The organism is Winogradskyella sp. (genome assembly GCF_965656915.1).
Classification (GTDB): domain Bacteria; phylum Bacteroidota; class Bacteroidia; order Flavobacteriales; family Flavobacteriaceae; genus Winogradskyella.
The window spans coordinates 25,161-38,040 of the sequence record NZ_CBFHMI010000019.1 but is presented as its reverse complement, the minus strand read 5'-3'; the positions used below and the strand labels follow the sequence as shown (position 1 = coordinate 38,040).

The 12,880-nt window shown below is 33.6% G+C and carries 7 protein-coding genes and 1 pseudogene; 3 read left to right on the top strand and 5 right to left on the bottom strand.

Translation table 11 applies throughout. The features are described from left to right. Together ACTG3Y_RS07165 and ACTG3Y_RS07160 are read left to right on the top strand one after the other, a co-directional pair. Positions 1 to 1,997, top strand: a pseudogene (locus ACTG3Y_RS07165) (hypothetical protein); the annotation flags it as partial. Between the two features lie 5 nt (positions 1,998 to 2,002). After that, positions 2,003 to 2,650 (top strand): polysaccharide deacetylase family protein, encoded by a 648-nt coding sequence (locus tag ACTG3Y_RS07160; protein WP_439152243.1) that lies wholly within the window; start codon positions 2,003 to 2,005, stop codon positions 2,648 to 2,650. Here ACTG3Y_RS07160 and ACTG3Y_RS07155 read toward each other — a convergent pair. The 5 genes from ACTG3Y_RS07155 to ACTG3Y_RS07135 all read right to left on the bottom strand — a co-directional run bounded on the left by ACTG3Y_RS07155 (position 2,647) and on the right by ACTG3Y_RS07135 (position 9,815). Continuing rightward, positions 2,647 to 2,943, bottom strand: coding sequence for a thioredoxin family protein (locus ACTG3Y_RS07155; protein ID WP_439152242.1), 297 nt, complete (start codon positions 2,941 to 2,943; stop codon positions 2,647 to 2,649). The two genes, ACTG3Y_RS07160 and ACTG3Y_RS07155, sit on opposite strands and share 4 nt — an antisense overlap. 113 nt (positions 2,944 to 3,056) lie before the next feature. Then, a complete protein-coding gene (locus ACTG3Y_RS07150; RefSeq protein ID WP_439152241.1) occupies positions 3,057 to 4,280 on the bottom strand; it encodes a metallophosphoesterase in 1,224 nt (407 codons plus the stop codon). A 43-nt stretch (positions 4,281 to 4,323) separates the two neighbouring features. Continuing rightward, entirely contained in the window at positions 4,324 to 6,792 is a 2,469-nt protein-coding gene (locus ACTG3Y_RS07145; RefSeq protein WP_439152240.1) for a beta-mannosidase, read from the bottom strand. Further along, complete coding sequence (locus ACTG3Y_RS07140) at positions 6,782 to 7,510, bottom strand: copper homeostasis protein CutC (RefSeq protein WP_439152239.1); 729 nt, start codon at positions 7,508 to 7,510, stop codon at positions 6,782 to 6,784. Before ACTG3Y_RS07140 ends, ACTG3Y_RS07145 begins: the two co-directional genes overlap by 11 nt. Before the next feature lie 88 nt (positions 7,511 to 7,598). Continuing rightward, positions 7,599 to 9,815 (bottom strand): glycoside hydrolase family 20 protein, encoded by a 2,217-nt coding sequence (locus ACTG3Y_RS07135; protein WP_439152238.1) that lies wholly within the window; start codon positions 9,813 to 9,815, stop codon positions 7,599 to 7,601. A gap of 69 nt (positions 9,816 to 9,884) precedes the next feature. Between ACTG3Y_RS07135 and ACTG3Y_RS07130 the strand changes: the two genes are divergently transcribed. Next, positions 9,885 to 12,878 carry a GH92 family glycosyl hydrolase gene (locus ACTG3Y_RS07130; protein ID WP_439152237.1) on the top strand — a complete coding sequence of 998 codons (2,994 nt, stop codon included), beginning with the start codon at positions 9,885 to 9,887 and terminating at the stop codon, positions 12,876 to 12,878. The last annotated feature ends 2 nt before the right edge of the window (positions 12,879 to 12,880 follow it).

The window sequence follows — 12,880 nt, the reverse complement described above, 5'->3', positions numbered from 1 at the left end:
TTAAGTCTGGAGACATTGATTACGAAGGCTATAATGATTTTTTAAGTCGCTATGGGCAGCAATATTTAATAGTAGAGAAACCCTCGTTTGTAGATAATATTATGTACATGTTACAATATCAGTTTGGTTATATGTACTGGCGTTATTTTATGTGGAATTTTACGGGAAGGCAAAATGATATTCAAGGAAAATACGATGACTTTAATGGCAACTGGATTTCTGGAATTAAATTCGTTGACGAAATGCATCTTGGTATGTCGCAAGATAACCTACCATCTGATGTACTAGATAATAAAGCTAGAAACACCTATTATTTCTTACCTCTCCTACTTGGTTTAGTCGGGTTCTTTTTTTTACTTAACGCTGATAAGAAACGCTTCTGGGTCTTACTCGTCTTTTTCTTACTGACAGGTTTAGCTATTCAGTTTTATACTAACGTAAGACCATTTGAACCACGAGAACGCGATTATTCTGTTGTTGGGTCTTTTTATGTTTTCGCCATTTGGATAGGATTCGGTGTCTATGCTATTTATGATCTATTAAGAACTACTATCAAATCTAAATGGTTAGCACCAATGATAACGTTGGCATGTTTAATAATTGTACCCGGTATTTTAGCAGCTAATAATTGGGACGACCATGATAGGTCTGGTAAATATACAGCCAATGCCATGGCCCGGAAATATTTAGAATCTTGTGCACCAAACTCTATACTATTTACTATCGGTGATAATGACTCCTTCCCTTTATGGTATTTACAAGAAATAGAAGGAGTACGTACTGATGTTAGAGTAGTTAACACAAGTTTATTTCAAACCGATTGGTATATCGATCAAATGAAGCGTAAAGCGTATGAAAGCCATCCTATCCCATCTCAATTAACACATGAACAGTATCGAGGTGGAACCAGAGACGTCATTATAAGACGAGAAATTACCAAAGACACTTTACCTATTAAAGATTTTATGGATTTTATTTCTAGTGATCGTCCATCTACAAAACTTAGGTTCGTAGCAGAAAAACAAAATGAAGATCTCAGACAGTATCCAGATCATTTATTGAATTCTAATTATTTCCCTACGCGTCATATTAGTATTCCTGTAAATAAAGAAGCCGTTTTAAAAAATGGTGTTGTAAAACCAAAAGATGCAGACAAAATAGAAGATAATCTTTATGCCGAAATTAATGGTAGCTACATTTATAAAAACCGTTTGTTAATGCTAGATATAATCGCCAATAATAACTGGGAGCGTCCTATTTATTTTTCTGGAGGTGCTTTTGGTGCAGACGATTATGTTTGGCTCAAAGATTATTTACAGTTAGATGGCATGTGTTATAAACTTGTACCAATAAAAACACCTGTAGATAGAGCGAATCCATACGATATGGGAAGAGTTGATCCTGATTTAATGTATGATATGGTGAAAAACTGGGATTGGGGCGGAAGCGGAAATGACATCTATCATGACATTGAAACAAGACGGAATGGTATTACTTACAGAGGTAATCTAGCACGATTAATTGAGCAATTAATAAATGAAGACAAACTAGATAAAGCTGAAGAAATTGCAGATTTAGCTGTGGAAAAAATGCCAGTTGACACCTTTGGATTCTATTCATTATTAGAGCCATACATTAGTGCCTATTACGAAGTAGGTAACACAGAGAAAGGAAGAGCGCTTTACAAAGATGTAGTTAAAAAGTATCAAGAAAATCTATTGTATTACAGTGAGCTTTCATTAGAAAATCAGGAACGTAAAGTAGGTGAAGATATTTACTTAGATATACAACGTTACAGAGCGTTGGTAGACATCCTAGTGATTTATAATGATAAAGACTTTGCGATGGAAGAAACAAAAAAGTTTAATAGCTATCTTGGATTATTTGAAGAGCTGATGAATCTATACAGTGACGAAGAGCCAACTGAAATTCCTGATGATATAGATTTAAGAGAAACTGTTAAGGACACAATTAATAATATTGCTTCGGAAGGATAAAAATTATGAAATTAATTCCAGCCAAAACTCCTGGGTTTGTTAAGACACTATTTCCTAGTTTTGTCTGGAATATTAATACAGCCAAAAAAGAACTTTATCTAACTTTTGATGATGGACCAACACCAGAAATCACAAACTGGGTGCTCCAAACCCTAAAAGATTATAATGCCAAAGCAACCTTTTTCTGCATTGGTAATAATATTGAAAAATATCCCGAAATATTTAAAAATATTCTTTCGGAAAATCATACTGTTGGTAATCACACTTACAATCATTTAAAAGGCTGGAACCATAAAACCAAAGATTATATTGATGACATTATACAAACACAAAACCTCATCGACTCTAAATTAGTTAATGAAGCTTTGGGAGCTGAGTCACTTTTTAGACCTCCATATGGAAAGTTTAAAGTAAAACAAGGCAAACAAATTCAGGATTTGGGTTATAAAATAGTACTTTGGGATGTATTGTCTTATGATTGGGATAAAACTATAACTGAAGAAGCTTGTTATAATAATGTTACTTCAGCTGCAAAAGAAGGCAGTATCATCGTTTTTCACGATAGCATAAAAGCTTCTAAGAACCTCATGTATGTATTACCTAAAGTTTTGAAATACTATTCTGAAAAAGGATTCAAATTTAAAAGTATTTAAACATACTCTTGGATAATGTCTATCAAGGTACTAGCATCTTGCTCACCACTATGACGCCATTTCATTTCACCATTTTTGTAGATAATCAAAGTGGGTAACCCTTTAACACGAAGTGCTTCGGCTAATTCCTTATTTTTATCTACATCGATTTTTATGACTTTCGCTTTATCGCCTAGAGCGGCAGCAACATCTCTTAGAATAGGATGCATTGCAACAGATTGGTCGTTCCATTCCGTATAGAAGTCTAATAGTACCGGAATATCGACATCTATTAATTCCCCAAATTTTGACATACACTATAGTTTTAGTCAAACGTGATAAACAAACCTACACAAAATTTTGATACAAAAATTGTAGTCAGTTCGTTATGAGTTAGATAAAAATAAACAATTGTTTACAATTATGCCTACTTTTTGCCTTTTTTAAGCTCTATTACTGTGATTTCTGGCCAAATACCTACACGCCCTGGGTAACCTAAATACCCAAATCCTCTATTTACATTAAGATACTGATCTAATGATTCATAAATACCTGCCCATTGTTTGTAGCGCCATTTTACAGGACTCCATTTAATCCATCCGGGAATTTCAATTCCAAACTGCATTCCATGTGTATGACCACTCAATGTTAAATGATAATGATAATCATCTTTTACAACCTCCGCATCCCAATGACTCGGATCATGACTCATTAGAATTTTAAAATCATTAGCTTCAATATTATAAGAAGCTTTTTTAAGATCACCTGCTTTTTTAAAACCGCCTTTACCCCAATTTTCAACTCCAACAATAGCAATTCTTTCATCATTCCTCTCAAGATATCTGCTTTCATTAAGTAGCAAATCAAAACCAATCTCTTTCTGAATAGACTTTAAATCTTCAAGGTTCTGTGCTTTTTCCTGTTTCGATGGCCAGTCTACATAATCACCATAGTCATGATTTCCTAATACTGAATACTTACCATCCTTAGCCTTTAATTTTGCGAATGTAGATTTCCAAGGCAACATTTCTGAAGCCTTATTATTTACCATATCACCCGTGAACAGCAATATATCAGACTTCTGCGCATTAATTAAATCTATAGCATATTCTATCTTTTCTTTATTATCAAAACTACCTGAATGAATATCACTTATTTGGGTAATTCTGTATCCATCAAATGCTTCTGGTAGATCATCAAAATGAAGTGTATAATTGAGTACTCTAAAATTATACTTTCCTTTATACATTCCATATAATAATGATGCAAAGGGTATAGCGGCCAAACCAAGTGCAATTTGACTCACAAATTTTCGTCTGGATGGTATATGAAATGATTCGTTTGTGCCTGAGAGTTTTTTGTACGTACTGTAAATTCCTCTTAAGATATCTTCACCAAATAACATTGGAACCATTACTAAATTTAAAGCCATAAAGGCTAGAAGAAATCCGAAGGCATAACTTTTTGCCGGATCTAAAACACGACCTTCAGATGACGTGGTAAACTGAAAAATAAAATTTCCTAGAACAAGCAAAGCCACAGCAATAAAGGTATAGTGCAACCAACTTTGTTTGGTCACCGTCTTAATCGCCTGAAACCCATAAATGGTAAACAGGGTAAAAATTACTATAAATATTATCCAACGTGTCATAAGCTTTTACTGTAGTCGCAAAATTAATCATAAGCTAACGGAGTTATCTTATGAATTTGTTAAAGCTTTTTATTCTGAGATCTTCGAGGAATTGCGAATCAGTTTTAAAGTGAATAATCACCGTTTGGTTTGGTAATAAATCTATAAAATTATCTGAAAAATGACCTTTTTCTTTAGTATCAAGAAACACATCTTTTTGAAGCAATTTGCTGCTTAATTCAATTGAAAATCCATTATCTGTTTTAGTGATGGTTTTTTGAATTTCAACTTGTTTTAATTTGAGATCTTTTGGTTTTGTTAGATACCTCACATGTCTTCTCTTCTTAAAATATGAAACAACTATAACTTCATCTTTATCAAGATTTAGTGAGTTTAAATCAATAGTTCGTTTTATTTGACTTGAGTTAGGATTTACATCAATTATTTTCAGGTCTGCCCACAACAAGTTCCCTTCAAAATCAATGATTTTTATGAGTAAATTATCTTTGTAATATTCTAAATTATCGTTAACCAACCAAATGTCTAATAAACCGTTTTTAATTTCTGAAGTCACTAATAAATTATCAAAAGCTCTTTTCACCTTATAATGCAAAGCTTTCCAATTACCTAAATAATCAATACTACTCCAAGACACTGCCGGCCAACAATCATTGAGTTGCCAATAGAGCGTTCCCATGTTATGAGGTTTTGCTCTACGTTGTGCTTCAATGCCTTTGGTAACCCCATAAGCTTGTAGTAGTTGACTGACGTATACATAATCTTCCGCATTATCAGGAACTGGAAAATCCCGCTTCATATAATCATCTATAATTTGAAATCCTCTTGAATGTTTTTGATGATTCTTAAACCCTTCTGAACTTATTTCAATTGAATCGTTTTGATTTATATACCGAATCGTTTCATAACTCGGAAAGGATTGAAAGCCAAACTCACTCATAAAACGTGGTACATTTTCTTCCAAATGTTCAAACGAATAACCATCGTGCCAGATCCACCAATCGTGTGCATCACCTTCTATTTTGTATTTAGGGTTTCCTCTACCATATTTTGGAGAAGATTCCCAATAATCAGTATCAGTTAATTGATCAACTGTTCTTGGTAAAATTGAATCAAATACCTTTAAATAATGACTCCAAATTTCTTCTTTTTCTGCTTTACTTCTATCCGCTTGCCAGCCCCAACGATGCCAACCTTCTGAATTTTCGTTATTACCACACCAAAATGCAATGGATGCATGATTTCGTAGTCGCTTTATATTATCAACCGCTTCTTGTTTTACATTTTCTAAAAAGTCATCATCACCAGGATACATGGCACAAGCAAACATAAAATCTTGCCAAACCAAAATTCCCTTTTCATCACATAAATTGTAAAAAATATCATTCTCGTAAATGCCTCCTCCCCAAACTCTGAGCATATTCATGTTGGCATCAACCACATCACTAAGTAATTTTTCATAATCTGCATCTGTGACTTTATTCTGAAAGCTATTTTGAGGAATATAATTTGCGCCTTTTACATAAAAGGGTTTGCCGTTTACTTTAAAATAAAAGCTTTCGCCAATACTATCTTTTTCTGTAACTAACTCTATATCTCTAATACCATATTTAGTGGAAACACTATCTAAGATTTTTTTACCATCCTTAACGACTACTTTTATATCATACAAATAAGGTTCTCCTAGGTTATGTGGCCACCAGAGTTTTGGTTTTTTTATTATTAACGGAATCCATGTTGGCATTAATGGATTTGGGTTTTTAAACTTAGTTTGCAAACTATCGTTAATGTAAACATCAAAAGAATACTCCCTATTTATCTTGATATTGTTATTAAATTCTAAAAGTAAGGCTGCATTTTTTTTGTCTAACTTTATTTTTTTAACGTGTAAGTCATTAATTTTAAAATCATTCCAACCAACCAACTTAACAGATCTCCAAATGCCACTCGTATTCAGTTTTGGTCCCCAATCCCAACCGTATTGAAATTGTGCTTTTCGCGTAAAAATGCGATTACCTTCAGCCAACTCATAAGGTAGTTTTGATTTTTCTTTTTCTTCATATTTTGAAGTCTGCTCGAATACTAATCGCAACTTATTTTCTAGTTTTAAAAATGGTTTTACATCAACTTGCCATTCCCTAAAAGCATTGTTTGCCTTTAAAATCAGACTATCATTCAAGTAAACTGAGGCATAAGTATCTATACCTTCAAAATTGAGTTCAATATGTTTTTTTTCTAGAATTTTCTCATCAATAGAAAACATTGTTTTAAATTCCCAATCGGTTTCAGAAACCCATTGTACTTTTTTCTCATTATTACCAATAAACGGGTCTTCGATTAATTGATGTTTTAATAAATCTGAAAATACGTTTCCAGGTACTGTTGCCGAATACCAAGTGGAATCTGTTACTTTTTTGAATTGCCAATTATTATCAATTTCAATAGTTACTGGTACATCATGTTTTGGTTGACAGCTAAAACACATTAGAATCAATAAAATGAGACTATATCGCATCTAATATGGCTTTAATTTTTTTGGAATCTGAATACGTTAATGGCATTGAGAATAAAGAATTATTCTCTTCAAGTTGTGAAGCCTGCACTGAGTGCAGTCGAAGTGAAGCTGATGCATGTATTTCCTTTAAACCAGCATTTTTAAATTTTATTGCATTTTTAGCATTTATTCCTCCTCCTGCTAGAATCGTGATTCTTCCATTTGCTATTTCATTTAATTCTTTTAATACTTCTAATCCTTCTTCTGCTGATTTTTCTTTACCAGAAGTTAAAACGCGTTCTACTCCTATATCTATTAATTGTTGTAAAGCTTCTTTATGGTTTTTTACTTCATCAAAAGCACGATGAAATGTAAATTCTAAAGGTCTTGATAACGCAATCAATTCTTGTGTTCTCTTTATATCAATTGCTTGGTCATTGCTCAAAACACCAGAAACAATTCCTTGAAAACCCAAGTCCTTACAAACTTGAATATCTTGTTTCATAATCTTAAATTCATCATCTGAGTATATGAAGTTTCCTCCTCTTGGACGAATTAGTACAAAAACTGGAATACTCAAATTTTCAGTTACTTGCTTTAATAAGCAAAAAGATGGTGTAATACCACCAACTGATAATTCTTGACATAATTCTATGCGATGTGCACCTGCTTCTTTAGCATTTTTTGCGGATTGATACGAGTTAGCGCAGATTTCTAAAACCATAATTGTACTTGTCATTGTGAGACCTTAAGGTCGTGGCAATCTTTTCCTTTTTTAATTTTTAGTTTACTCAAATGAGTTTCTTCGCTATGCTATGAACGACACTTCAATTTATAATTATTTCATCAATAAACGTCCAAGCTTTATTACCTGCACCTTGCTTTCCTTCTGGGATTGTTCCGTAATTTGGGATTTTTAGTTTTATATATCTAGTTTTTAAAGCATGCTCAAATATGCCAACATTTTTTAAAGTAGCATAACCTTTATTACCAACATAGTCTAAGTCAACTTTTACCCAACCTCTACTATCATGTTTAATCTTGACAAATTCTGGTAGGTAAATCCATTGACCCTCACCTTTAAAAAATCTAGTTGTAATATCGTGCACCTCCATTTCCTCACCCAAATCAATAGTAATTTCAATATCTTCTCCCCAAAAGCCTAACCATTCCTTATCACCAAAACGTGAATCACTTCCGCTAATACCGTTAATTAAACCTTCTGCGCCAGAACCAGAATAGGCTTTATGAGGTTCTTTATCTATGGTAATTTTTTTACCAACCGCTTTATGAAAATTAATATCCTCGGAAAAAGTGATTCCTAACGCTTTCTCCCCATCAAAAACTCGTGCTTTTATACTTAAGCTTTCTTCTATAGGAATGAAATCTTTAAAAATATTAGAATTTGCTAATGGTTCTGTACCATCTAAAGTATAGCGAATGGTTTTTCCTTCAGAAAGCGTTTCTAAATGATAAGCAACTCCGTTTTTAATCCATATCTGTTTTCCTTCAATCTCATATAAATGATTGGCGTAATTAATATCTAAAGCATCTAATCTTTTATGGAATTTCTCAAGTCGCTGTACAAAATCATCATAATTTTTTCGATTTGGTTGAGACCAAAGCACTTCACTCATAGCAAGTATTCTTGGGAAAGCCATATACTCCACCTGGTCATCAGTTGGCATATATTCTGTCCAGATATTACCCTGAGCTCCTAATACATAATTAGCCTCTTCTTTGGTAAGTTCTTCTGGAATTGGGTTAAAATTATAGACCTTCTCTAAAGGCAAAAATCCTCCAATAGCTAAAGGTTCATCCTCATTATCAGATTGGTAATAATCAAAATAACAATGTGATGTTGGTGTCATTACCACATTATGTCCAGATTTGGCGGATTCAACTGCACCATTCGTTCCTCTCCATGACATTACTGTGGCATTTGGTGCTAAACCACCTTCTAATATTTCATCCCAACCAATAATTTGCCTGCCTTTTGAGTTTAGATATTTTTCCATTCTGGTAATGAAATAGTTCTGAAGTTCGTGCTCATCTTTTAATCCTTCTGACTTAATTCTAGCCTGACATCTTGCACAACTCTTCCAACGTGTTTTAGGAGCTTCATCTCCACCAATATGTATATATTGACTTGGAAAAAGAGCTAAAACCTCATCGAGCACATCTTCTAAAAAGTTGAATGTTTCGTCTTTAGTACAATAAATCTCTTCAAAAACTCCCCATTTTTTAGCGACTTCTACTTGCTCTCCCGCACAACCTAATTCTGGATACGCAGCAATCGCTGCTTTGCTGTGGCCAGGCATTTCAATCTCTGGAATAATAGTTACAAATCGTTCTTGTGCGTAGGCAACAATATCTTTTATCTCTTCCTGTGTATAATAGCCACCATATTTTTTTCCATCAAACTGATGTGGCTGATCACTGTAATGACCAACCAAGGTTTCATCTCTGTAAGCCGCAATCTCCTGAAGTTTAGGATACTTTTTTATTTCAATTCTCCAACCTTGATCTTCGGTTAAATGCCAATGAAATGTATTCATTTTCAACATCGCTAGGGCATCGATATACTTTTTAATGAAATCAACCGAATACATATGGCGACCTTCATCTAAGTGCATGCCTCTGTATGAGAATTGAGGTTCGTCTTCAACAAAAACAGCTTCTATTGTTATTTTTCTACCCTCAAAACTTTCATCTTCTAAAGACGTTGGCATTAATTGACGTAAAGTCTGCACTGCATAAAATGCACCTTGATCTGTGGATGCTGCTATTTTAATTACATCTTCATAAGTCTCAAGCTTATAACTCTCTTTAGGCAGACTGTCATTTTTAATAAATTGGATTGAACCATTTTCCTCAGTAGTCTTCAAATTTATGCTACTACCTTTTGAAATATAAGATTGTAAAAAATTAGCTGAAACTTGAAATTCATTATCAAAACTTAAAGTTGAATTGTTATCAATAATAAACTCATCATTATAACCAGTTACAGAATCAACCTCAGGAATAACATCTAATTCTATCATTGAACAATAACTCTCGGTACACTCAAAAGTGAAAATTAATAAAATGAAGACTGCTATTAATTTCTTGAAATGCATTTTAGTATATTAGATGCATTAAAATTAGCAATCTTTTTGATGACCTCTAAACTAACCTCTCTTTTAATTATACTTGCCTTATTTCTAGGTTGTAATAACTCTTCTTCAATTTCAGAAGCACAAAAAGATCAGCCACTTATAAATTATGTTAATACCTTTATTGGCACTGGTGGTTATGGCCACACCTATCCTGGAGCGACGCTTCCTTTTGGAATGATGCAACTCAGTCCGGACACACGGTTAGAAGGTTGGGATGGTTGTTCTGGTTACCATTATACGGATGAGTATATATATGGTTTTTCGCATACCCATTTAAGTGGTACTGGCATTAGTGATTATGGTGATGTACTATTAATGCCAACCGACAACGTAATCTTCAATAATAGCGCTGATGGAAATGCAGGCTATCGCGCACATTTTTCTCATGACAATGAAGTGGCTGAACCAGGATTTTACAAGGTTAAACTAGATTCTACAAATATTGATGTAGAATTGACAGTGTCCTTACGAAGTGGAATTCATAAATATCAATTTCCAACCAGCGAAAATCAATATGTAGTTTTAGATTTAGAACACAGAGATAAGCTCTTAAATTATAAGATCAACAAGCTCAATAACTATGAGATAAATGGTTTTAGACATTCTTCTGCATGGGCAAAAGACCAACGTTTATTTTTTCATATTAAGTTTTCTCATCCGTTTAAAACTATAATTTATCAAGATAGAGATGGTACTTCAATCTCAAAAAATTACAAATTTGAAAGTAAAAAAGCCATATTGGTTTTTGACAACCCTAATAATGAACCCATTTTGGTTAAAACAGGAATTTCAGCTGTTGATGAACAAGGCGCAAAGGAAAATATGACTGCTGAAATCGGTGATAAAGATTTTGAAACCATTAAAGAAGAAGCTCAAACCTACTGGGAGTCACAACTTGAAAAAGTAGTGATTGAAAGTAACGATTTGGATAAAAAGACGAATTTCTATTCAGCCTTGTATCACACTATGATTGCACCAAATCGTTATCAAGATGTAGATGGTCGTTACAGAGGAATGGATTTAGAAATTCATCATGCTGATTTTGATTATTACACGGTATTTTCATTATGGGATACCTACAGAGCGGCACATCCGCTATACACTATTATTGAACAAGAACGTACCAACGATTTCATCAATACTTTTTTAGCCAAATATGAAGAAGGAGGTATTATGCCCATGTGGGATTTAGCAGGAAATTATACAGATTGTATGATTGGCTACCATGCAGTACCAGTAATTGCTGACGCCTATTTAAAAGGCATTAGAGATTATGATACCGAAAAAGCTTTTGAGGCTATGAAACATTCAGCAACACGAGACAAATTCGGTTTAGAAGCTTATAAAAAATACGGCTTTATTCCTGTGGATGAAGAAAGCGAATCGGTTTCTAAAACTTTAGAATATGCCTATGATGATTGGACTATTGCCCAAATGGCAAAGGCTATGGGTAAATCTGAAGATTATAAAACCTACATAGAACGCGCACAGTATTACAAAAATGTATTCGATCCTGAAAGCAAGTTTATGAGAGGAAGATTCAGAAATACATGGTTTGCACCTTTCGATCCTTATGAAGTCAACTTTAATTATACGGAAGCGAACTCATGGCAATATAGTTTTTATGTGCCACAAGATGTATCAGGATTTATGAACCTATTAGGAGGAAAAGAGCAATTAGAAGCGCAACTCGATGAATTATTTAGTGCTAAAACAGAAACTTCTGGTCGTGACCAATCTGATATCACAGGTTTAATAGGTCAATATGCACATGGTAATGAGCCAAGTCATCATATGGCTTACCTCTATAACTTTGTTAATAGACCTCATAAAACTCAAGAAAAAGTTCACCAAATATTAACGGAACTCTACAAAAATGAACCTGATGGAGTTTCAGGAAATGAAGATTGTGGGCAAATGAGTGCTTGGTATGTTTTGAGTTCTATGGGCTTTTATTCAGTTACTCCGGGAAGCAGCGACTATATTATTGGAACACCGCTATTTGATAAAGCAACTATTAATCTTGAAAATGGAAAACAGTTCACAATTGTCGCCAATAATTTAAGTGACACTAACATTTATATTGAATATGTGAAACTAAATGGCAAAGATTTAGATAAAACTTACCTAAATCATGAGGATATTATTAATGGAGGTACTCTAGAATTCACAATGACGGATAATCCAACAGTTTGGGGAAGTAAAGATGGTAATGAACCAAAAACTGAAATCACAGATCATATCATTTTACCTTCTCCTTATATTGAAAAAGGAGACATTACATTCAGGGAAAAAACTGCGGTGGCATTAAACACTTCAGAACAAGATGCTAAAATCTATTATGCCATCAATAATGAAGATTATAGCTTATATGAAGAGCCATTTACAATAACTGAAGATGCTAAAGTAAAGCTGTATTCTGAAAAAGGTGATTTAAAAAGTCCTGTATTGACAACACCATTCTTTAAAATAGATCCAAACCTTAGTATTACTCTTGAAAGTGAGTATGCCAATCAATATTCTGCAGGTGGCAATGATGCCCTTATTGATGGCATAAGAAGTACTAAAAATTACCGAACAGGCAGTTGGCAAGGTTATAATGACAGAGACATGATTGCAACTGTAGATTTAGGACGTCAAAAAGCCATTAATACTATTTCAGTCAACTTTTTACAAGATCAAGGCGCTTGGATATTCTATCCAACGGAAGTGCAATGCTTGGTTTCAAAGGATAATAAAAATTTTAAAGCTTTACCAATTCAAAAGATAGATGCGTCAAAGCGCAAGAGCGAACTTGAAATTAAAACTATAGAATTCAAGATTCCAATGACAAAATATAAATATGTAAAAATCATAGCCAAGAAACTGGGAGAACTTCCAGAATGGCATTTGGGCCACCCAATGGATGGACGAAGCTGGATTTTTGTAGATGAAATATCAATTAAATAAAC